General features: G+C 63.3%; 8 protein-coding genes. 4 read left to right on the plus strand and 4 right to left on the minus strand.

Annotated features, from left to right (window positions below):
* Positions 1-77: 77 nt before the first annotated feature.
* The 3 genes from R2E40_RS18325 to trhA all read right to left on the minus strand — a co-directional run bounded on the left by R2E40_RS18325 (position 78) and on the right by trhA (position 20,634).
* A complete protein-coding gene (locus tag R2E40_RS18325) occupies positions 78-17,990 on the minus strand; it encodes a retention module-containing protein (RefSeq protein ID WP_318164079.1) in 17,913 nt (5,970 codons plus the stop codon).
* A 228-nt stretch (positions 17,991-18,218) separates the two neighbouring features.
* Positions 18,219-19,880 carry a putative transporter gene (locus tag R2E40_RS18330; protein ID WP_318164080.1) on the minus strand — a complete coding sequence of 554 codons (1,662 nt, stop codon included), beginning with the start codon at positions 19,878-19,880 and terminating at the stop codon, positions 18,219-18,221.
* A gap of 118 nt (positions 19,881-19,998) precedes the next feature.
* On the minus strand, positions 19,999-20,634 hold the full coding sequence (gene trhA, locus R2E40_RS18335; RefSeq protein WP_016351856.1) for a PAQR family membrane homeostasis protein TrhA: 636 nt from the start codon (positions 20,632-20,634) through the stop codon (positions 19,999-20,001).
* Positions 20,635-20,858: 224 nt separating this feature from the next.
* On the opposite strand from trhA, the gene R2E40_RS18340 reads away from it, so the two are divergent.
* The 3 genes from R2E40_RS18340 (at position 20,859) to R2E40_RS18350 (ending at position 23,342) form a co-directional block, all read left to right on the plus strand.
* Complete coding sequence (locus R2E40_RS18340; protein WP_318164081.1) at positions 20,859-22,364, plus strand: aminotransferase class V-fold PLP-dependent enzyme; 1,506 nt, start codon at positions 20,859-20,861, stop codon at positions 22,362-22,364.
* Between the two features lie 104 nt (positions 22,365-22,468).
* Positions 22,469-23,020 (plus strand): septation protein A, encoded by a 552-nt coding sequence (locus R2E40_RS18345; RefSeq protein WP_042067696.1) that lies wholly within the window; start codon positions 22,469-22,471, stop codon positions 23,018-23,020.
* A 25-nt stretch (positions 23,021-23,045) separates the two neighbouring features.
* Complete coding sequence (locus R2E40_RS18350; protein WP_005309589.1) at positions 23,046-23,342, plus strand: YciI family protein; 297 nt, start codon at positions 23,046-23,048, stop codon at positions 23,340-23,342.
* An 80-nt stretch (positions 23,343-23,422) separates the two neighbouring features.
* Here R2E40_RS18350 and cysQ read toward each other — a convergent pair whose 3' ends face one another.
* Entirely contained in the window at positions 23,423-24,193 is a 771-nt protein-coding gene (gene cysQ / locus R2E40_RS18355; protein WP_318164082.1) for a 3'(2'),5'-bisphosphate nucleotidase CysQ, read from the minus strand.
* A 168-nt stretch (positions 24,194-24,361) separates the two neighbouring features.
* Between cysQ and R2E40_RS18360 the strand changes: the two genes are divergently transcribed.
* Entirely contained in the window at positions 24,362-24,682 is a 321-nt protein-coding gene (locus R2E40_RS18360) for a ComEA family DNA-binding protein (protein ID WP_011707247.1), read from the plus strand.
* Positions 24,683-24,685 lie beyond the last annotated feature (3 nt).

Here is a 24,685-nt window from a genome sequence, read left to right on the forward strand (position 1 = left end):
ATCAGCGCCCCCTTCAATCCCATGACATAAAAAAAGCGGCAGATGACTCTGCCGCTTGTTGCCTGGGGTCGACCGGATTACTTGTCGATATCCAGCATGTTGTTGTTCAGCATGTAGTCGATCACCTGAGACGAGGTGGCCGACGCGCTGCCGGTAAGGCTGTCGAACGTGTGGTTCATCAGCACTATCTCCTGGGTCACGGGGGCGGCGCTGCTCTCCTTGACCTGCAGGTGAACCCCTTCGCTGTCCTGGAAGACAGAGAGCAGGCTCTTCAGATCGTTCTGGTTGCGAGAACCATCGTGATCCAGCAGGTCGCTCAGATCCAGCTTGTCACCTTCTGCCTTGGAGAAGTCAACCACGTAATCCTTGGCCACGCTGCCCGCAGCGGTATCGCCCTGCAGCCAGGTGAAGGTATCGGCTCCGCCATCCCCCTTGAGGATGTCATTGCCAAGCCCGCCGACCAGGATGTCATTGCCCAGACCACCGCTCAGGGTATCGTCACCGCTACCGCCGTACAGGGTGTCGTTGCCGCTGCCACCGTACAGGGTATCGTTGCCGCTCTCGCCGTACAGGGTGTCGTTGCCGGCACCGCCGAACAGGATGTCGTTGCCGGTACCGCCGAACAGGAAGTCATCGCCACCCTGGCCGAACAGGATGTCGTTGCCATCCCCGCCGATCAGCACGTCCGCCTTGTCGTTGTTGGAGGACTGATCGAACTCGCTGGCATGATCCGTGATGTAGTCATGAACCTGGGCATCGGTCACCGAGCCTGCACTCAGCTTGCCGGCCACATACTGCTTGATGGCCGCGTAGCCTTCACCGTTGATACCGGCGAAGTGGATGGCATCACCGAACAGGATGTCGTCACCGGCACCGCCGTCGATCCGGTCGCTGCCCGGCAGGTTGTTCACCGAGGTACCCAGGATGGCGTTGGCCAGGTCGCTGGCGTTGACACCGGTCATGATGACGCCGTCAGAGTCGTAGGACTTGAGATCGTTGTAGGAGATGTTGGCCCCCAGTCCGATCGCTTCCACCGTGACCCCCATGCCCGTCAGCAAACCAAAGCCAGCAACGGAGTTCGTAATTGTAGTATTGGTGGTATTACGGCCATCACCGTCCAATGTCGAGTAGGTATAACCACCCAGACCATCAGGGCGCATATAGCCAATCGTGGAGACCTTGCCTGAGGTATCGCTCTTGTACACGACGCCCTGACCATCAATCACGGTGAAGTTACCGTTCTTGTATACCTGACCGGGCACATAGCCATTTTGCAGCAGCTGATTGAGATACACGTCCTTGTTGTTGTTGGTGTAGTCATCAACCAGCGGGTTGCTGCCTTCATTGCTCAGATAGTAAGTCGGCTTACCATCGGTAATGAAGTAGGTCAGGTTCTTGGCATTGGTATTACCCTGTACGCTCGAGCTGTTGAACCAGTTGGCCGTAGTCTTGAACACATCCTCGTAGTTGGTGCCACCACCGCTGTTGGTGCTGCCATCCATGCTGTCGAGAATGGCTTGCAGCTGGCTCAGGGCGTTGCTGTCCTTCAGGTTCACGCTGACCGACTTGTTGGCCATGGTGTCGAAGTCCACCAGGAAGATGTTGACCGTCCCGGCGCCATCGGTGCCGGCGCTCGCCTTGAGGCTGGAGAACACCTGTGCCAGCTGGCTCTTGATGGTGTTCATGGCGCTGGTGCCGATACTGCCCGAGCTGTCGACCATGAAGGCGATGTTGTAGTTCTGGCCCGGCAGTACCACGCTGCCATCCAGATCCCCGACCACGATATTGTGCTCGTTACCATAGGTGCGGTTCTGATCGCCCGGCTCCCCTTCGGTGGAAAGGAAGTAGCTCATGCGGATCGAATCCTGATCCGATGCACTGCTGGTCTGATCGGTCGCCACTTCCTTGGCGATGGCTTCTACCTTGAGGTCGAACTGGCCGGCACTGCTGCCCGGAACCCGCAGGGTCAGACCGGTCAGCTTGACGTCCAGCGCGCTTTGGTTCCACAGACCGGTCAGCGTCAGCTTGCCGTCGGCTCCCACGGTGCCGAGCACGGTGGAACCCTGATACAGAGTCGACCCCGTCGGCATGCCGGTCAGTACCAGGCTGTCGAACTGCTCGCTGCCATCCCGGTCGGTCAGGGAAGCGCTGATCTCGAACGGGTAATCCACCACGCTCGGCTGTACCGCCGTCAGGGTGCCGTCGGTCTGGTTGAACTGGTAGATGCCGTCATCAAACTGTACCAGCTCGATGTCGTAGAGCGACTTGCTGATGGTGACGCCGTTCTCCTTCACCAGGAAGTTGAAACCACCGTCACTTCTGCGCTCGATGACATAGTTGGCACGCGAGCCCATCAGTACGGCCAGGTCGGTACCGGCGCCGCCATACAGGGTATCGCCACCCAGTCCGGCCACCAGGATGTCGTTGCCGGTGCCGCCGTCGAGGGTATCGCCGGAGACCGAGTTGCCGCCGACCAATACATCATTGCCCGCACCGCCGACGAAGTAATCGCCGCCCCCCTTCACGCTGACGATGTAGTCGTTGCCGCTGGTCCCCACCACGCTGTCCTGAGTGGTGGTGCTGTCGGTAAAGCTGCTGCTGATGCCAAAGTTGCCCTTGTTGAAGTTGCCGCTCTGGAACGCCCCGGTGGAGATGCCGGACGACGGGTACTGGGTATAAAGCGGGACGCCGTTGCCCGTCAGGCTGATGTCGACCACCGGCTTGTCCGCGACCGCCGTGATATCGATCACCAGCTTGCCGTTGTTGCTCAGGTTGGCGCCGTCGCTGATCTGGTAACCAAAGCTGGCGTAATCACCCTGCAGGTTGCCGGTCACGAGGCCATTGCCGTTGCTGGCATTGGTGCTCGACTCGTTGAGGCCTGGCACGAAGCGCAGGTGGCCGCTGTCAATATCGGCGTAGGAGACAAGATCCCCCACCTTCACCGCAATCCACTGGCCGGCTGCGTTCAGGTACTCCAGCTTGCCGTTCAGCGGCAGGGTGTTGATCTGCACGCTCAGGTCAGAAGCGGCCTGATCATCACTGGCACCAAACTGGGCCCACTTCAGCACCAGCAGCGTGTCTTCCTTGCCGGTACTGTAGCCACCCGTGGTCACCGGCGCACGATCGTTGTCGATGATGGTACCGATGCCGTTCTGACCGCCCACGGTCACCGTCAGGGTCTCATTCGCTTCGACCAGACGATCGTCTACCGTCGGGATGGTCACGGTAAAGCCCGACACCCCGGCCGGCACGGTGATCTTGCCGGTGGCGTTGTTGTAGGTCACCCCGTTGCTGAACTGGGCAGTACCCCAGTCAAAGCTGGAGGCCGGGCTGGTGCCGCTGCCCTTGATGCCGAAGTCATACTGGGTCGCTTCCTGGGTCGCATCAGACAGCGTCACCGTGTGCAGCAGGTTGCCGCCCTCGGCCGCACTCTCGCTGGAGACCGACTGTACGATGGGCGTAAACAGCGGCTTGGTTGCGAAAGAGCCCAGGCTGTAGTCGCCGTCGCCATCCACCACCTTGATCTGGAAGTCGATGTCGCCATCTCCCAGCGGTTTGGACATGTTCTGATACTGGAAGAACTCCCACTTGCCGGTGGCCGGGGTAAATTCCAGACGGAACACCAGGGTGCCATCGCTGGCCTTGCCGACCAGAGTATTGGCCGATTCCATCGTGGTGGTGATCAGCTTGCCGGTCGCCGTGGTCAGCCCGGTCTCGGTAGAACCGACCAGCTGCATGTAGCCCTTGCCGTCGGCGCCCCACTGCGGGGTGACAGTGCCGGAACCGTAGGCGATGGCCGGCGCCGTGGTGGCACCAAGGAACTCGATGCTCTTCACGGTGAAGTCGCTGTTGTCGCCATAGAGGCCGTTACCATTGTTGGTGGCCTTGATGACCATGGTATCGAAGCCACCCTGCTGCACCTGGAAGTTGCCGGCATAGTCGCCACCCGCCGCGTTGGAGCTGAAGGTCTGGGTACCAATCAACACGCCGCCGCGGTAGAACTCGACCACGCCGCTCTCCAGCTCGCCACCGAACATCTGGCTGAACTTGATGTTGGCGCCATAGGCCACCTTGCCCGCATCCAGCTTGACGATCAGCTGCTCGGAAGCAGAAGTACCGTTTGCAAAGTGGCGGAAGTCCACCTCGTTGGCGAGGTTGTGGTTCGGTGAACCGACACTGGAAACCCCCAGGCCAGCGCTGGAACCGTTGACATTGGCGGTGATAAGGGCCGAGTTGGTCGACGAGGTAAAGCCCAGCGCCGTGATGCTGAAGCCGCTCACGTTCAGGGTCGTCTGGTTGCTGCCACTGTACTTAGTCAGATCAAACAGGCCGGTCAGGGTATCCGGGATGTTGGTCTTGATGACGGAGACGGCCGCCATGTCACCGGCCACCGGCGAGTCATCCTCGACGGTGACATCCAGCTTGCCCTTGGTGACGCCGCTGCCATCGGAGACCTCCACGTCCAGCTGGAACGACAGCTTGTCTTCCGAGGTCGTATCCCCGTGGTCGAGGGGGCCCTTGAGGGTCACGTCATAGGTCCACTCTCCCTTGCCGCTGGCATTGGGTGCCGTCAGCTTGACCTCGACCACCGCCTTGTAATCGGCGCCGCCAATCGCTCCCGTGTAGCCGACCAGCGTCTTGCTACTCGCATCCCAGTTCCACTGAACCTTGGCACCACCGGACGTCAGCCCGGCCGGTCCGTTCAGGGAAATGTTGAGCGTGCTGCTGTCGATGTCGCCCACCGAGAGGGTACCGGATGCCTTGATGGCGTTGGTGGTATCCGGGTTGCCGATCGTGTCGGCAATGCCATTTGCCAGCCCCTCTTCAGAGACGACAGCCCCGTTGGAGATGGTCAGCGTCGGCAGATCGTTGACCGCATCCACCTTGATGGTCACGGTCGCAGGGCTAGCATCCACGGCGCCATCGTTGTCCACAGCCGCATAGTTGAAACTGGTATTGCCGTTCCAGTTGGCATTCGGAGTGAAGGTGAGCTTACCAGCATCCGCCACCGCAATGCTCTGATCCACCGTCACCGCTACCCCGTTCAGATAGAGGATGCCGTTGGCAGGCAGGCTCTTGATGGTGAAACTCACCACGCTGCCATCGATATCGCTGCCACTGAGGGTCGGGATGGCGATACTGGTTGCATCTTCCTGACCATTTGCCTGTTTATTCGCAGTCTCCGGCGCTTCATTCAGGATCTGCGCGTTGTCGCTGCCCGGCAGGGAGACGTTACCCGCCTTGTCGGTCTGGGTCGCCGTCACAGTCAACGACTTGCCGTTGGCCGGGGTCGTTTCCGTCCAGCTGATGGTGCCATTGTTGTAAACAAAGCCGCTTGCCAGCTGCCCGCTTGCCAACATCAGCACACCATTCACCAGCTTCAGCTCTACCGAGCTTTCGGTGCCGCCGTTATTGATGGTCAAGGTGACCTTGCCACCTGCAACTAGGTCACTATTGCTGACCTCTGCCCGCATCTGGATCTGATCATTGCCGATCTCGGCTTTGGTCAATATCTGGTCATTATTGGTGTCATCAACAATGGTCACGGTCGGCGCACCGGTCGCGGTGGTGTCGCCCATGGTGGCACTGTCGCTGCCCGGCAGGGAGACGTTGCCCGCCGCATCGACAATGGTGGCGGTCACGGTCAGTTTGTCGCCGTCCGCCGGACGGTCAAACTCGTAGCCCACCTTGCCGGCGCGGATGTCGTCTGCCGTCAGCTCGCGGTCAGGCTGGCCGCTCACCTTGAGGGTGTCCCCCGCCTTGGCCTCGCTCGGCAGGCCCACTTCCACGTTCACCTTGCCGCTGATCTCGGTGCGGTCGATGATGCCGTCGTTGTTGATGTCTTCGGTGATGACCACGGTCGGCGCACCGGTCGCGGTGGTGTCGCCCATGGTGGCACTGTCGCTGCCCGGCAGGGAGACGTTGCCCGCCGCATCGACAATGGTGGCGGTCACGGTCAGTTTGTCGCCGTCCGCCGGACGGTCAAACTCGTAGCCCACCTTGCCGGCGCGGATGTCGTCTGCCGTCAGCTCGCGGTCAGGCTGGCCGCTCACCTTGAGGGTGTCCCCCGCCTTGGCCTCGCTCGGCAGGCCCACTTCCACGTTCACCTTGCCGCTGATCTCGGTGCGGTCGATGATGCCGTCGTTGTTGATGTCTTCGGTGATGACCACGGTCGGCGCACCGGTCGCGGTGGTGTCGCCCATGGTGGCACTGTCGCTGCCCGGCAGGGAGACGTTGCCCGCCGCATCGACAATGGTGGCGGTCACGGTCAGTTTGTCGCCGTCCGCCGGACGGTCAAACTCGTAGCCCACCTTGCCGGCGCGGATGTCGTCTGCCGTCAGCTCGCGGTCAGGCTGGCCGCTCACCTTGAGGGTGTCCCCCGCCTTGGCCTCGCTCGGCAGGCCCACTTCCACGTTCACCTTGCCGCTGATCTCGGTGCGGTCGATGATGCCGTCGTTGTTGATGTCTTCGGTGATGACCACGGTCGGCGCACCGGTCGCGGTGGTGTCGCCCATGGTGGCACTGTCGCTGCCCGGCAGGGAGACGTTGCCCGCCGCATCGACAATGGTGGCGGTCACGGTCAGTTTGTCGCCGTCCGCCGGACGGTCAAACTCGTAGCCCACCTTGCCGGCGCGGATGTCGTCTGCCGTCAGCTCGCGGTCAGGCTGGCCGCTCACCTTGAGGGTGTCCCCCGCCTTGGCCTCGCTCGGCAGGCCCACTTCCACGTTCACCTTGCCGCTGATCTCGGTGCGGTCGATGATGCCGTCGTTGTTGATGTCTTCGGTGATGACCACGGTCGGCGCACCGGTCGCGGTGGTGTCGCCCATGGTGGCACTGTCGCTGCCCGGCAGGGAGACGTTGCCCGCCGCATCGACAATGGTGGCGGTCACGGTCAGTTTGTCGCCGTCCGCCGGACGGTCAAACTCGTAGCCCACCTTGCCGGCGCGGATGTCGTCTGCCGTCAGCTCGCGGTCAGGCTGGCCGCTCACCTTGAGGGTGTCCCCCGCCTTGGCCTCGCTCGGCAGGCCCACTTCCACGTTCACCTTGCCGCTGATCTCGGTGCGGTCGATGATGCCGTCGTTGTTGATGTCTTCGGTGATGACCACGGTCGGCGCACCGGTCGCGGTGGTGTCGCCCATGGTGGCACTGTCGCTGCCCGGCAGGGAGACGTTGCCCGCCGCATCGACAATGGTGGCGGTCACGGTCAGTTTGTCGCCGTCCGCCGGACGGTCAAACTCGTAGCCCACCTTGCCGGCGCGGATGTCGTCTGCCGTCAGCTCGCGGTCAGGCTGGCCGCTCACCTTGAGGGTGTCCCCCGCCTTGGCCTCGCTCGGCAGGCCCACTTCCACGTTCACCTTGCCGCTGATCTCGGTGCGGTCGATGATGCCGTCGTTGTTGATGTCTTCGGTGATGACCACGGTCGGCGCACCGGTCGCGGTGGTGTCGCCCATGGTGGCACTGTCGCTGCCCGGCAGGGAGACGTTGCCCGCCGCATCGACAATGGTGGCGGTCACGGTCAGTTTGTCGCCGTCCGCCGGACGGTCAAACTCGTAGCCCACCTTGCCGGCGCGGATGTCGTCTGCCGTCAGCTCGCGGTCAGGCTGGCCGCTCACCTTGAGGGTGTCCCCCGCCTTGGCCTCGCTCGGCAGGCCCACTTCCACGTTCACCTTGCCGCTGATCTCGGTGCGGTCGATGATGCCGTCGTTGTTGATGTCTTCGGTGATGACCACGGTCGGCGCACCGGTCGCGGTGGTGTCGCCCATGGTGGCACTGTCGCTGCCCGGCAGGGAGACGTTGCCCGCCGCATCGACAATGGTGGCGGTCACGGTCAGTTTGTCGCCGTCCGCCGGACGGTCAAACTCGTAGCCCACCTTGCCGGCGCGGATGTCGTCTGCCGTCAGCTCGCGGTCAGGCTGGCCGCTCACCTTGAGGGTGTCCCCCGCCTTGGCCTCGCTCGGCAGGCCCACTTCCACGTTCACCTTGCCGCTGATCTCGGTGCGGTCGATGATGCCGTCGTTGTTGATGTCTTCGGTGATGACCACGGTCGGCGCACCGGTCGCGGTGGTGTCGCCCATGGTGGCACTGTCGCTGCCCGGCAGGGAGACGTTGCCCGCCGCATCGACAATGGTGGCGGTCACGGTCAGTTTGTCGCCGTCCGCCGGACGGTCAAACTCGTAGCCCACCTTGCCGGCGCGGATGTCGTCTGCCGTCAGCTCGCGGTCAGGCTGGCCGCTCACCTTGAGGGTGTCCCCCGCCTTGGCCTCGCTCGGCAGGCCCACTTCCACGTTCACCTTGCCGCTGATCTCGGTGCGGTCGATGATGCCGTCGTTGTTGATGTCTTCGGTGATGACCACGGTCGGCGCACCGGTCGCGGTGGTGTCGCCCATGGTGGCACTGTCGCTGCCCGGCAGGGAGACGTTGCCCGCCGCATCGACAATGGTGGCGGTCACGGTCAGTTTGTCGCCGTCCGCCGGACGGTCAAACTCGTAGCCCACCTTGCCGGCGCGGATGTCGTCTGCCGTCAGCTCGCGGTCAGGCTGGCCGCTCACCTTGAGGGTGTCCCCCGCCTTGGCCTCGCTCGGCAGGCCCACTTCCACGTTCACCTTGCCGCTGATCTCGGTGCGGTCGATGATGCCGTCGTTGTTGATGTCTTCGGTGATGACCACGGTCGGCGCACCGGTCGCGGTGGTGTCGCCCATGGTGGCACTGTCGCTGCCCGGCAGGGAGACGTTGCCCGCCGCATCGACAATGGTGGCGGTCACGGTCAGTTTGTCGCCGTCCGCCGGACGGTCAAACTCGTAGCCCACCTTGCCGGCGCGGATGTCGTCTGCCGTCAGCTCGCGGTCAGGCTGGCCGCTCACCTTGAGGGTGTCCCCCGCCTTGGCCTCGCTCGGCAGGCCCACTTCCACGTTCACCTTGCCGCTGATCTCGGTGCGGTCGATGATGCCGTCGTTGTTGATGTCTTCGGTGATGACCACGGTCGGCGCACCGGTCGCGGTGGTGTCGCCCATGGTGGCACTGTCGCTGCCCGGCAGGGAGACGTTGCCCGCCGCATCGACAATGGTGGCGGTCACGGTCAGTTTGTCGCCGTCCGCCGGACGGTCAAACTCGTAGCCCACCTTGCCGGCGCGGATGTCGTCTGCCGTCAGCTCGCGGTCAGGCTGGCCGCTCACCTTGAGGGTGTCCCCCGCCTTGGCCTCGCTCGGCAGGCCCACTTCCACGTTCACCTTGCCGCTGATCTCGGTGCGGTCGATGATGCCGTCGTTGTTGATGTCTTCGGTGATGACCACGGTCGGCGCACCGGTCGCGGTGGTGTCGCCCATGGTGGCACTGTCGCTGCCCGGCAGGGAGACGTTGCCCGCCGCATCGACAATGGTGGCGGTCACGGTCAGTTTGTCGCCGTCCGCCGGACGGTCAAACTCGTAGCCCACCTTGCCGGCGCGGATGTCGTCTGCCGTCAGCTCGCGGTCAGGCTGGCCGCTCACCTTGAGGGTGTCCCCCGCCTTGGCCTCGCTCGGCAGGCCCACTTCCACGTTCACCTTGCCGCTGATCTCGGTGCGGTCGATGATGCCGTCGTTGTTGATGTCTTCGGTGATGACCACGGTCGGCGCACCGGTCGCGGTGGTGTCGCCCATGGTGGCACTGTCGCTGCCCGGCAGGGAGACGTTGCCCGCCGCATCGACAATGGTGGCGGTCACGGTCAGTTTGTCGCCGTCCGCCGGACGGTCAAACTCGTAGCCCACCTTGCCGGCGCGGATGTCGTCTGCCGTCAGCTCGCGGTCAGGCTGGCCGCTCACCTTGAGGGTGTCCCCCGCCTTGGCCTCGCTCGGCAGGCCCACTTCCACGTTCACCTTGCCGCTGATCTCGGTGCGGTCGATGATGCCGTCGTTGTTGATGTCTTCGGTGATGACCACGGTCGGCGCACCGGTCGCGGTGGTGTCGCCCATGGTGGCACTGTCGCTGCCCGGCAGGGAGACGTTGCCCGCCGCATCGACAATGGTGGCGGTCACGGTCAGTTTGTCGCCGTCCGCCGGACGGTCAAACTCGTAGCCCACCTTGCCGGCGCGGATGTCGTCTGCCGTCAGCTCGCGGTCAGGCTGGCCGCTCACCTTGAGGGTGTCCCCCGCCTTGGCCTCGCTCGGCAGGCCCACTTCCACGTTCACCTTGCCGCTGATCTCGGTGCGGTCGATGATGCCGTCGTTGTTGATGTCTTCGGTGATGACCACGGTCGGCGCACCGGTCGCGGTGGTGTCGCCCATGGTGGCACTGTCGCTGCCCGGCAGGGAGACGTTGCCCGCCGCATCGACAATGGTGGCGGTCACGGTCAGTTTGTCGCCGTCCGCCGGACGGTCAAACTCGTAGCCCACCTTGCCGGCGCGGATGTCGTCTGCCGTCAGCTCGCGGTCAGGCTGGCCGCTCACCTTGAGGGTGTCCCCCGCCTTGGCCTCGCTCGGCAGGCCCACTTCCACGTTCACCTTGCCGCTGATCTCGGTGCGGTCGATGATGCCGTCGTTGTTGATGTCTTCGGTGATGACCACGGTCGGCGCACCGGTCGCGGTGGTGTCGCCCATGGTGGCACTGTCGCTGCCCGGCAGGGAGACGTTGCCCGCCGCATCGACAATGGTGGCGGTCACGGTCAGTTTGTCGCCGTCCGCCGGACGGTCAAACTCGTAGCCCACCTTGCCGGCGCGGATGTCGTCTGCCGTCAGCTCGCGGTCAGGCTGGCCGCTCACCTTGAGGGTGTCCCCCGCCTTGGCCTCGCTCGGCAGGCCCACTTCCACGTTCACCTTGCCGCTGATCTCGGTGCGGTCGATGATGCCGTCGTTGTTGATGTCTTCGGTGATGACCACGGTCGGCGCACCGGTCGCGGTGGTGTCGCCCATGGTGGCACTGTCGCTGCCCGGCAGGGAGACGTTGCCCGCCGCATCGACAATGGTGGCGGTCACGGTCAGTTTGTCGCCGTCCGCCGGACGGTCAAACTCGTAGCCCACCTTGCCGGCGCGGATGTCGTCTGCCGTCAGCTCGCGGTCAGGCTGGCCGCTCACCTTGAGGGTGTCCCCCGCCTTGGCCTCGCTCGGCAGGCCCACTTCCACGTTCACCTTGCCGCTGATCTCGGTGCGGTCGATGATGCCGTCGTTGTTGATGTCTTCGGTGATGACCACGGTCGGCGCACCGGTCGCGGTGGTGTCGCCCATGGTGGCACTGTCGCTGCCCGGCAGGGAGACGTTGCCCGCCGCATCGACAATGGTGGCGGTCACGGTCAGTTTGTCGCCGTCCGCCGGACGGTCAAACTCGTAGCCCACCTTGCCGGCGCGGATGTCGTCTGCCGTCAGCTCGCGGTCAGGCTGGCCGCTCACCTTGAGGGTGTCCCCCGCCTTGGCCTCGCTCGGCAGGCCCACTTCCACGTTCACCTTGCCGCTGATCTCGGTGCGGTCGATGATGCCGTCGTTGTTGATGTCTTCGGTGATGACCACGGTCGGCGCACCGGTCGCGGTGGTGTCGCCCATGGTGGCACTGTCGCTGCCCGGCAGGGAGACGTTGCCCGCCGCATCGACAATGGTGGCGGTCACGGTCAGTTTGTCGCCGTCCGCCGGACGGTCAAACTCGTAGCCCACCTTGCCGGCGCGGATGTCGTCTGCCGTCAGCTCGCGGTCAGGCTGGCCGCTCACCTTGAGGGTGTCCCCCGCCTTGGCCTCGCTCGGCAGGCCCACTTCCACGTTCACCTTGCCGCTGATCTCGGTGCGGTCGATGATGCCGTCGTTGTTGATGTCTTCGGTGATGACCACGGTCGGCGCACCGGTCGCGGTGGTGTCGCCCATGGTGGCACTGTCGCTGCCCGGCAGGGAGACGTTGCCCGCCGCATCGACAATGGTGGCGGTCACGGTCAGTTTGTCGCCGTCCGCCGGACGGTCAAACTCGTAGCCCACCTTGCCGGCGCGGATGTCGTCTGCCGTCAGCTCGCGGTCAGGCTGGCCGCTCACCTTGAGGGTGTCCCCCGCCTTGGCCTCGCTCGGCAGGCCCACTTCCACGTTCACCTTGCCGCTGATCTCGGTGCGGTCGATGATGCCGTCGTTGTTGATGTCTTCGGTGATGACCACGGTCGGCGCACCGGTCGCGGTGGTGTCGCCCATGGTGGCACTGTCGCTGCCCGGCAGGGAGACGTTGCCCGCCGCATCGACAATGGTGGCGGTCACGGTCAGTTTGTCGCCGTCCGCCGGACGGTCAAACTCGTAGCCCACCTTGCCGGCGCGGATGTCGTCTGCCGTCAGCTCGCGGTCAGGCTGGCCGCTCACCTTGAGGGTGTCCCCCGCCTTGGCCTCGCTCGGCAGGCCCACTTCCACGTTCACCTTGCCGCTGATCTCGGTGCGGTCGATGATGCCGTCGTTGTTGATGTCTTCGGTGATGACCACGGTCGGCGCACCGGTCGCGGTGGTGTCGCCCATGGTGGCACTGTCGCTGCCCGGCAGGGAGACGTTGCCCGCCGCATCGACAATGGTGGCGGTCACGGTCAGTTTGTCGCCGTCCGCCGGACGGTCAAACTCGTAGCCCACCTTGCCGGCGCGGATGTCGTCTGCCGTCAGCTCGCGGTCAGGCTGGCCGCTCACCTTGAGGGTGTCCCCCGCCTTGGCCTCGCTCGGCAGGCCCACTTCCACGTTCACCTTGCCGCTGATCTCGGTGCGGTCGATGATGCCGTCGTTGTTGATGTCTTCGGTGATGACCACGGTCGGCGCACCGGTCGCGGTGGTGTCGCCCATGGTGGCACTGTCGCTGCCCGGCAGGGAGACGTTGCCCGCCGCATCGACAATGGTGGCGGTCACGGTCAGTTTGTCGCCGTCCGCCGGACGGTCAAACTCGTAGCCCACCTTGCCGGCGCGGATGTCGTCTGCCGTCAGCTCGCGGTCAGGCTGGCCGCTCACCTTGAGGGTGTCCCCCGCCTTGGCCTCGCTCGGCAGGCCCACTTCCACGTTCACCTTGCCGCTGATCTCGGTGCGGTCGATGATGCCGTCGTTGTTGATGTCTTCGGTGATGACCACGGTCGGCGCACCGGTCGCGGTGGTGTCGCCCATGGTGGCACTGTCGCTGCCCGGCAGGGAGACGTTGCCCGCCGCATCGACAATGGTGGCGGTCACGGTCAGTTTGTCGCCGTCCGCCGGACGGTCAAACTCGTAGCCCACCTTGCCGGCGCGGATGTCGTCTGCCGTCAGCTCGCGGTCAGGCTGGCCGCTCACCTTGAGGGTGTCCCCCGCCTTGGCCTCGCTCGGCAGGCCCACTTCCACGTTCACCTTGCCGCTGATCTCGGTGCGGTCGATGATGCCGTCGTTGTTGATGTCTTCGGTGATGACCACGGTCGGCGCACCGGTCGCGGTGGTGTCGCCCATGGTGGCACTGTCGCTGCCCGGCAGGGAGACGTTGCCCGCCGCATCGACAATGGTGGCGGTCACGGTCAGTTTGTCGCCGTCCGCCGGACGGTCAAACTCGTAGCCCACCTTGCCGGCGCGGATGTCGTCTGCCGTCAGCTCGCGGTCAGGCTGGCCGCTCACCTTGAGGGTGTCCCCCGCCTTGGCCTCGCTCGGCAGGCCCACTTCCACGTTCACCTTGCCGCTGATCTCGGTGCGGTCGATGATGCCGTCGTTGTTGATGTCTTCGGTGATGACCACGGTCGGCGCACCGGTCGCGGTGGTGTCGCCCATGGTGGCACTGTCGCTGCCCGGCAGGGAGACGTTGCCCGCCGCATCGACAATGGTGGCGGTCACGGTCAGTTTGTCGCCGTCCGCCGGACGGTCAAACTCGTAGCCCACCTTGCCGGCGCGGATGTCGTCTGCCGTCAGCTCGCGGTCAGGCTGGCCGCTCACCTTGAGGGTGTCCCCCGCCTTGGCCTCGCTCGGCAGGCCCACTTCCACGTTCACCTTGCCGCTGATCTCGGTGCGGTCGATGATGCCGTCGTTGTTGATGTCTTCGGTGATGACCACGGTCGGCGCACCGGTCGCGGTGGTGTCGCCCATGGTGGCACTGTCGCTGCCCGGCAGGGAGACGTTGCCCGCCGCATCGACAATGGTGGCGGTCACGGTCAGTTTGTCGCCGTCCGCCGGACGGTCAAACTCGTAGCCCACCTTGCCGGCGCGGATGTCGTCTGCCGTCAGCTCGCGGTCAGGCTGGCCGCTCACCTTGAGGGTGTCCCCCGCCTTGGCCTCGCTCGGCAGGCCCACTTCCACGTTCACCTTGCCGCTGATCTCGGTGCGGTCGATGATGCCGTCGTTGTTGATGTCTTCGGTGATGACCACGGTCGGCGCACCGGTCGCGGTGGTGTCGCCCATGGTGGCACTGTCGCTGCCCGGCAGGGAGACGTTGCCCGCCGCATCGACAATGGTGGCGGTCACGGTCAGTTTGTCGCCGTCCGCCGGACGGTCAAACTCGTAGCCCACCTTGCCGGCGCGGATGTCGTCTGCCGTCAGCTCGCGGTCAGGCTGGCCGCTCACCTTGAGGGTGTCCCCCGCCTTGGCCTCGCTCGGCAGGCCCACTTCCACGTTCACCTTGCCGCTGATCTCGATGCGGTCGATGATGCCGTCGTTGTTGATGTCTTCGGTGATGACCACGGTCGGCGCACCGGTCGCGGTGGTGTCCATTCCATACCCTTCGCTGTCGGTCGCAGTAGCGCTGTTACCGGCCGCATTGGTGCTGGTCACGCTGGCCTCAATGGTGCGGTCGCTGTCCGCCGCCAGCTCGCTGCCCGCCACCAGAATGGTGAAGCGGCCATCGGCGGCCACCGGACCGGTGAAGGTTTTGCCATTGACGGTCAGGGTGACGATGTCGCCAGCCTTGAACTCGCCGCTCACGGTGCCGCTCACCGGTATATCCTGCTGGGCCTCGGTGGCATTGATCACGTCATCATCGGTGATATTGGCGTCCAACCGGATGGCCAAGTCAGCCGGCCCATTGGTGTCCACCCCGTACCCTTCGCTGTCGGTCGCAGTAGCGCTGTTACCGGCCGCATTGGTGCTGGTCACGCTGGCCTCAATGGTGCGGTCGCTGTCCGCCGCCAGCTCGCTGCCCGCCACCAGAATGGTGAAGCGGCCATCGGCGGCCACCGGACCGGTGAAGGTTTTGCCATTGACGGTCAGGGTGACGATGTCGCCAGCCTTGAACTCGCCGCTCACGGTGCCGCTCACCGGTATATCCTGCTGGGCCTCGGTGGCATTGATCACGTCATCATCGGTGATATTGGCGTCCAACCGGATGGCCAAGTCAGCCGGCCCATTGGTGTCCACCCCGTACCCTTCGCTGTCGGTCGCAGTAGCGCTGTTACCGGCCGCATTGGTACTGGTCACGCTGGCCTCAATGGTGCGGTCGCTGTCCGCCGCCAGCTCGCTGCCCGCCACCAGAATGGTGAAGCGGCCATCGGCGGCCACCGGACCGGTGAAGGTTTTGCCATTGACGGTCAGGGTGACGATGTCGCCAGCCTTGAACTCGCCGCTCACGGTGCCGCTCACCGGTATATCCTGCTGGGCCTCGGTGGCATTGATCACGTCATCATCGGTGATATTGGCGTCCAACCGGATGGCCAAGTCAGCCGGCCCATTGGTGTCCACCCCGTACCCTTCGCTGTCGGTCGCAGTAGCGCTGTTACCGGCCGCATTGGTACTGGTCACGCTGGCCTCAATGGTGCGATCGCTGTCCGCCGCCAGCTCGCTGCCCGCCACCAGAATGGTGAAGCGGCCATCGGCGGCCACCGGACCGGTGAAGGTTTTGCCATTGACGGTCAGGGTGACGATGTCGCCAGCCTTGAACTCGCCGCTCACGGTGCCGCTCACCGGTATATCCTGCTGGGCCTCGGTGGCATTGATCACGTCATCATCGGTGATATTGGCATCCAACCGGATGGCCAAGTCAGCCGGCCCATTGGTGTCCACCCCGTACCCTTCGCTGTCGGTCGCGGTCGCGCTGTTGCCCGCTGCATCGGTGCTGGTGACGCGAGCGTCAATCGTGCGATCGCTGTCCGCCGCCAGAGCGCTGCCCGCCACCAGAATGGTGAAACGGCCATCGGCGGCCACCGGCCCGGTGAAAGTCTGACCATCGACGGTCAGGGTCACAATGTCACCGACCTTGAACTCGCCGCTCACGGTGCCGCTCACCGGGATCTGCTGGCCAGCTTCGGTGGCGTTGATAACATCGTCATCGGTGATATTGGCATCCAACGTGATGGCCAGATCCACCGGCGCCGTGGTATCGACCCCATACCCTTCGCTGTCGGTCGCGGTAGCGCTGTTGCCCGCTGCATCGGTGCTGGTGACGCGAGCGTCAATCGTGCGATCGGTATCAGCCGCCAGAGCGCTGCCCGCCACCAGAATGGTGAAACGGCCATCGGCGGCCACCGGCCCGGTGAAAGTCTGACCATCGACGGTCAGGGTCACAATGTCACCGACCTTGAACTCGCCGCTCACGGTGCCGCTCACCGGGATCTGCTGGCCAGCTTCGGTGGCGTTGATGACATCGTCATCGGTGATATTGGCATCCAACCGGATGGCCAGATCCACCGGCGCCGTGGTATCGACCCCATACCCTTCGCTGTCGGTCGCGGTAGCGCTGTTTCCCGCTGCATCGGTGCTAGTCACGCTGGCCTCGATAGTGCGGTCGGTATCTGCTGCCAGATCACTGCCCGCCACCAGGATGGTGAAGCGGCCATCGGCAGTCACCGGACCGGTGAACGACTTGCCGTTGACGGTCAGGGTAACGGTGTCACCTTCATTGAACTCGCCGCTCACTGTGCCACTCACTGGAATATCCTGCTGGGCCTCAGCTGCGTTGATCACATCGTCCGCAGTGATATCGGAGTCCAAACGAATCGCCAGCTCTGATACTTCTAGATCAACTTCGTACCCTTCGCTGTCGGTCGCGGTGGCGCTGTTGCCCGCCGCGTCCGTGCTGGTCACGCTGGCATCGATGGTCTTGTCGCCATCGGCCGCCAGGTCGCTGCCCGCCACCAGGATGGTGAAGCGGCCATCGGCGTCCACCGGACCGGTGAACGGCTTGCCGTTGACGGTCAGGGTGACGATGTCGCCAGCCTTGAACTCGCCGCTGACGGTGCCGCTGACCGGGATCTGCTGACCCGCTTCGGCGGCGTTGATGACATCGTCCGCAGTGATGTTCTCATCCAGGGTGATGGCCAGGTCCGGGGCTGTACTGTCCACGCTGCCGTCATCGGTGGCTGTGGCTGTGTTGCCGGCCGGATCGGTGACGCTGGCTGTCACTGTGTAGGAGCCATCAACCAGCGGAGTGGTGACATCCACGCTGAAAGTGCCATCCGGATTGACTGTGGTGATCAGGGTTTGCTGATTGCCATTGGCATCGGTCACCAGCAGAGTCACGGTACTACCTGCGGCGGCATCCGTGGTCCCCGTAATGGTCGGCGTAGTGTCGTTGGTATTGTCAGGTGCGGAGACGGTGATCACCGGCGGGACGAGATCAATCAGGCGGTTCTCTTCGCCCGGCAGTGCATCAGCGGTCACGCCGGCATCGGCCTGGTTGGCAGTATCAAAACCTGCCGCTGCTATGGTTGCATCACCGGTACGATCGATGGTAACGAAACCACCGTTGCCGCTGGCGCCAGCCACGCCACCAATACCACCACCACCGGCGGCAGGCGCCCCACCCGCGGCAGATGCTTCAAATTCCTTGGTCGGGTCGGCGCCGCCCAGAATGGCCTCTTGCAGGGCCGCGATGTCATTCGGGTTGCCGGTCGGCACATTCTGGGCAAGCAGAGGCTCTTGAGACGCTTCATCCTCAGCCTGCTGCTCGTGGGTCGGGCTCAGGGTGAAAGTCTGGTTGCCGCCTTGGAAGCTGGCGCCTTCAGGAGTGATCAGCACCGCATCCTTGGGCAGGATATCGCCTTCGGCGAGCTGCTTCTGGCTGCCATCAGCGGCCACCAGGTAAACCTTGCCTTTCAACTGGGTAACGACGACGTCCTGATCCAATGCGATATTGTGGCTGCTCATGTTCTCTCCTGAATCTCTATTGGCATGCAATATTCCACCGTCTAATGTGCCCGCGAATGGCGCCGGAAACCAGTTAGAAAATTCGAATGGATAGACTGATTTGAGGCTGGAACGGTCGGTTAAACAGAAGGGTCAACAACGGCGGGAATGGAAAATAAAACCAAGATGATCAATGTGTTGCATTTTGATGACGGGAGCACTGCCAGTGCCCCCGTCAGGGGCTTCATATCAGGCACCAGCCCACAGCAGTATGGCCAGCAACTGGGGTGAGATGATGCGCAGGAACATCACCAGCGGATAGACGGTCGCGTACGACAGGGCACTGGCACCACTGGTGGGGTGCATGCCGTTGGCAAACGCCAGGGCGGGAGGATCCGTCATGGAACCGGCCAGCAAGCCGCACAGGGTGAGGTAGTTCATCTTGCCGTACAGACGGGCCAGCACGCCGACCACCAGCAGCGGGATCAGGGTGATCGCCACCCCATACATCATCCAGGCCGGACCATCGCCGTTGATCAGGGTATCGATGAAGCCGGCGCCGGACTTGAAGCCCACCACCGCCAGAAACAGCACTATACCGATCTCCCGCAGCGCCAGGTTGGCACTGGGGGGCATGAACCAGTAGAGCTTGCCGATGCTGCCGATGCGCGACAGGATCAGCGCCACCACCAGCGGCCCGCCCGCCAGACCCAGTTTGAGTGCGGCCGGGAACCCGGGCAGATAGAAGGGGATGGAGCCGAGCAGCACGCCGAGGCCGATGCCGATGAACACCGGCAACATCTGCACCTGCTGCAGTTTCTGCTGCACGTTGCCCACCACATTGGTGACCGCCTCGATGGCGTCGAGCCGCCCCACCAGGTTGAGGATGTCACCGAACTGCAGGCTGGTCTGGCTGGTCGGGACCAGCTCGATGCCGGCCCGGTTGAGGCGCGAGATCACCACGTCGTACTTCTGCTTGATGTCGAGATCGCGGATCTTCTTGCCGAGCACCTGCTCGTTGGTCACCACCACCCGCTCTACCCGCAGGTCGGTGCCGCGAGTGGAGAGCGAGGTCTCCACCTCCTCCCCCAGCACCAGCAGTACTTTACGCAGGGCGTGCCGCTCACCTACCAGGTGCAGCAGGTCGCCCAGTTCGATGCGCGAATCTGGCCGCGGCACCATCAGATCATCACCGCGCTTGAGGCGCGAGCAGATGACGTCTGCCTCGTCGAGACTCGGGATCTCGCTCAGCATCAAACCGTGGATGTTGGGGTTGCGCACCGCGATGTTGATGGTCTGCAGACTCTCCTTGGTCTTGCCGGCCTGTTGTTCAAACTGGGCTGCTTCTTCGTCGATCTTGATGCGAAAGAACATGCGGATCAGCCACATGGTCAACAAGATGCCGCAGATGCCGAACGGATAGGCGACTGCATAGCCCATCCCCATCAGGCCGGTGGAGCCGGGCGCTGCTCCCAGTTCCGCCAGGATCTGCTGGCCGGCACCGAGAGACGGGGTGTTGGTCACGGCGCCAGAAAATACCCCCAGGATCACCGGCAGCGGCACGTCGAACAGCTGGTGCAGGGCTGCCGCCACGGCGCAGCCAAGCAGTACCAGCAGGGCGGCGAAGCCGTTGAGCTTGAGGCCGGAGCTGCGCAGGGAGGAGAAAAAGCCGGGGCCGACCTGAATGCCGATGGTGTAGACAAACAGGATCAGGCCGAACTCCTGAATGAAGTGCAGGGTCTGCTCATCCAGCGCCAGCCCCGAGAGGCCGGCGAAGTGGCCCACTATGATGCCGCCGAACAGCACCCCTCCGATCCCGAGACCGACGCCATAGACCCGCCAGTTTCCCAGCCAGAGCCCCAGCACTGCCACCAGCGACAACATGCTGATGGAAAGCGCGATATCACTCATTTCGTGCATCCTTTGCGAATTGAACTGTCCCTAGCTTGTCAGCAAACGCCGCGGCCAACTGTGTGATACCGCACGAATTTATCCTTTTGAGCAGCAAAAAATACCAATTAAGGGCTAGTTATGCGACGTAGCCATAAATGGCCATAAAGTGACAAACGCTGCCCCCCAGCACAAACAGATGCCAGATGGCATGGTTGTAGGGGATACGCTTGGCCACATAGAAGATCACCCCCAGGCTGTAGATGAGACCACCCAGCCCGAGCAGCAGCAAGCCTTCCCCCTCCAGGTGAATGTAAAGCTGATAGACCACCAGCAACGACAACCAGCCCAGCATCAGGTAGGTAAACAGCGACAGCTTCTTGAAGCGGTTGATGAAGAGCAGCTTGAACACCACCCCCGCCAACGCCAGTCCCCAGATCACCACCATCAACCCCTGTGCCAATGGCGTGTCGAGCGCCACCAGCAGGAAGGGGGTATAGGTACCGGCGATCAGCAGATAGATGGCACAGTGGTCGAATACCTTGCACCAGCGTCTGGCCGGCCCTTCCGCCATGCTGTGGTAGAGGGTCGAGGCCAGATAGAGCAGCACCAGACTGCCACCATAGAGGCTGTAACTGACCAGCGCCTGAGGGCCCTGCGCCCAGCCTTTGTTCAACAACAACACCAACCCCAGGATACCCAGCACCAGCCCCAGGCCGTGGCTGAGGCGGTTGGCCAGCTCCTCGCGGGGCGAATAATCCGTCACACTGCTCATTGCATACTCCTGCCCAAACTGCGCTCACTCTAGCTGCCGTCATTTCAGAGTACAAGTGTTAGCTTAAAGTGATTTTCATGCCATTTGCCGTGCGTTGAGGCGATGCGCATGGCTGTCACCCGCTGGCCTTTGGTGTATGCTCTGCGGCCGATGCCCACGTAGCTGTTGCCACCGCGCTTGCTCACCCCCCAGTGACTCCCTGGCAACCCGGTCTGGAGAACCTGATGAAGTTGACTGAACTGTTTGCACTACCGGATCCGGCCTTCGGCCAGGCCATGACGGATCTGCTGGAGACCTTCCACCACTCGGATGACAGTCAGGCTCCCTACCAGCGCGACCAGTTCACCCACCAGCTCGATCAATCCCGCATGCCGGCCACCGGCATCGCCATGGATGAGTACCTGGCGCGCCTGGCCACCCTGGTGCCTGGCGCATCCCACCTCACCTCGCCACGCTACATGGGCCACATGACGGCCCCGTTACCGGCCTTCACCGCCGAGTTGTCCCGCCTGGTGGTGATGCTCAACCAGAACCCGATGAAGATGGAGTCCTCCCGTCTGCTCAGCTTTCTGGAGCGGGAGGTGCTGGCCAAGCTGCACCGCCTCATCTATCGCGCCGACGATCTCTTCTATGACGCCCAGATGCATGCCAAGGATGCCGCCCTCGGCGTCATGACCAGCGGCGGCACCATCGCCAACGTCACCGCCCTCTGGCTGGCCCGCAACCGCGCCTGCGGCGACAACCTGTTCGCGCTCTATGAGCAGGGCTATCGCGGCGCCGTCATCCTGGGCTCGCGGCTCATGCACTACTCCTTCGACAAGGGGATAGATCTGCTGGGGCTGGGGGCGCGCAGCGTCTGGCGCCTTCCCACCGACGACCAGAACCGGCTCGACATGGCCGCGCTGGAGCAGGCCCTTGCCCAGTGCAAAGAACAAAAGATCAAGGTGCTGGCACTGGTCGGCGTGGCCGGCAGCACCGATTTCGGTTCCATCGACCCGCTGCCTGAGCTGGCGGACATTGCCGAGCGCGAGCAGATCCACTTTCACGTGGATGCCGCCTGGGGCGGCCCGACCCTGTTCTCGCCCCGCTATCAGGCACTGCTGGCGGGGATCGAGCGAGCCGATACCGTCACCCTGGATGGCCACAAGCAATTGCTGGTGCCGCTCGGTACCGGCATGCTGCTCTGCCGCCAGCCGGACCTGATGATGGCGGTCAAGCGGGAGGCCCCCTACGCCATCCGCGCCAGCTCCTTTGATCAGGGCCGCTTCACCCTGGAGGGCACCCGCCCGGCCAATGCGCTCTATCTGGATGCCGCCTTCCAGCTGTTCGGCCAGCAGGGTTATGCCGAGCTCATCGAGGCCAACTACGACCGGGCCCGCCTGATGGCCAGCCTTATCGACCAGGATCCCGCCTTCGAGCTGATGTCGGCCCCGGTGATGAACCTGCTCTCCTATCGCTGCATCCCCCCTCATCTGCAGGGCAAGGTACTGGACGAGGCCGCCAACGAACAGGTCAATACCTTCAACGTCGCCCTGCAGAAGGCCCAGCGCGCCGAGGGGCACAGTTTTGTCTCCCGCACCCAGCGCGCCGTGGGGCGCTACGGCACCCAGCCGCTCACCCTGCTGCGGGCCGTGCTGCTCAATCCGCTCATCGAAGAGCGCCACATCCGCGATCTGCTGGGGGATCAGCAGCGGCTGGGCGCCGAGATCGCAAGGCAGCTATTTGGCTGAGGAACTGGCTGACGAATGAGCGGTCTTATTCATTTGCCGTTGCCCATCGGGCAGGTACACTGAATGAAATTTTGCGGTCCACTTTTGAGGGCGACGAGCCAGACATGAAGCAATTTATTGAATTTATTCCTCTTATCGTTTTCTTTGCAGTCTACAAGTTCTACGACATCTACATGGCGACCGGTGCCCTGGTGGTGGTGACCGGTCTGCAGCTCGCCTACAGCTGGATCCGCTATCGCAAGGTCGAGAAGATGCAGCTGTTCACCTTCCTGCTGGTCGGCTTCTTTGGCGGCCTCACTGTCTTCTTCCACGACGACACCTTCATCAAGTGGAAAGTCACCGTCATCAACGTACTGTTTGCGCTGGGCCTACTCATCAGCCGCTACGGCTTTGGCAAGAACCTGATCAAGCAGATGCTGGGCAAGGAGCTGCAGGCACCGGATCCCGTCTGGGATCGGGTCAATCTCGGCTGGGTCGGCTTCTTTACCGTCTGCGGCCTGCTCAACCTCTATGTGGCCTTCACCCTGCCGCAGGAGATGTGGGTCAACTTCAAGGTGTTCGGTCTGCTTGGCATGACCCTGGTATTCACTCTGCTGAGCGGTGTCTATCTCTATCGCCACCTGCCCGCCGAGCAGAAAAATGAAATGAAAAAATAACTGCCATCAAGAAAAGGATCCTCTCATGTGGTATCTCATCTATTCCGAAGATGTCCAGGGCAGCCTGCCGCTGCGCAAGCAGGCGCGCCCGGCCCATCTGGCCAGGCTACAGGCGCTGCAGGATGAAGGGCGGCTGCTCACCGCCGGCCCCAACCCGGCCATCGATGCCGAGGATCCGGCCGATGCCGGCTTTACCGGCAGCACCGTCATCGCCGAGTTCGCCTCACAGGCGGATGCCAAGGCCTGGGCCGATGCCGATCCCTATGTGGCGGCCGGTGTCTATGCCAAGGTGACCATCAAGCCGTTCAAGAAGGTCTTCTGACCCAACGCGAATAGAGAAATAAAAAAGGCCGGACTGGCTGTTCACGCCAGTCCGGCCTTTTTCTATCCCGATATCCCGTTTTATGCCTTGGCCACGAACCAGGGGTTGAGGATGTCCGGCTTGTTGTAGCGCAGCGGCGAGCCATCGAGCTGGGTAACGCTGCCGCCCGCCCCCTCCAGCACCGCCTGCGCCGCACCGGTATCCCACTCGCAGGTGGGAGCGAGGCGCGGGTAAAGCTCGGCGCACCCCTCGGCGATGATGCAGAACTTGAGCGAACTGCCCATGGAAACCAGCTCAATCTCGCCCCGCGCCATGTCACCAAAGCCCGCCAGGTAATCCAGCGTTGCTTGGGAGAGGTGATTGCGGCTGCCCACCACCCGCCAGGGTGTACCTTCCTGATGAGGTCGGCTCTGGATGGCCTCACGCTTGCCATCAGCCACCAGCCAGGCCCCCAGCCCCTTGCCGCCATACCAGAGCTGGTCCAATACCGGGGCATAGACCAGTCCCCAACGCGGTGCTCCCTCTTCAATCAGGGCGATATTGACGGTGAACTCGCCGTTGCGGGAGACGAACTCCTTGGTGCCGTCCAGCGGGTCCACCAGCCAGTAACGGGACCAGCCGTGGCGCGCCGCCATCACCTCGGGCCCGGACTCCTCGGACAATACGGGGATGTCGGGAGTCAGCCGGGCCAACGCCTGCACGATCACCTCGTGCGCGCCCTTGTCGGCGGCGGTCAAGGGGCTTTCGTCCTGCTTGTACTCCACCGCAAAGGGCTGACTGTAGATGGCCATGATGGCGTCACCGGCGGCACGGGCGATGGGCTCCAGCTCGGAAATCGCAGGAAAAAACATAAGAAAAGACATCCTAGTCAAATGGTTAGCACAGTGTACCTATTTTGGAATGGCCTGGGTTATAGCCGATTCAGCTGAGTTATAACCCTGTTACTTCTGACAGACAAAAAGTGGCGCGACTCGGCTAATTCTCAATAGGCATACCAAACCACACAAGGACGTGACGCCATGAACTACAAGACCCTGACCGCCACCCTGCTGCTGAGCTGCCTGCCCCTGCTCAGCCAACCTCTGCTGGCCGCCGACAAGCCTGCAGCCAAGCCGGCAACCACGGTCACCGCCGCCAAGGAGAGCGGCAAGGTGAACCTCAACACCGCCAGTATCAATGAGTTGACTGCGCTCAAGGGCATTGGTGAGAAGAAGGCCCAGGCCATCGTCGATTACCGCGAGAAGCAGGGCAAGTTCACTACCGTGGATCAGCTGGCCGATGTGAGCGGCATCGGGCCGGCCACGCTGGAAGCAAATCGGGACATGATTATCGTCAAGTAACCG

It is taken from the genome of Aeromonas sp. CD (assembly GCF_033349375.1).
Taxonomy (GTDB): domain Bacteria; phylum Pseudomonadota; class Gammaproteobacteria; order Enterobacterales; family Aeromonadaceae; genus Aeromonas; species Aeromonas hydrophila.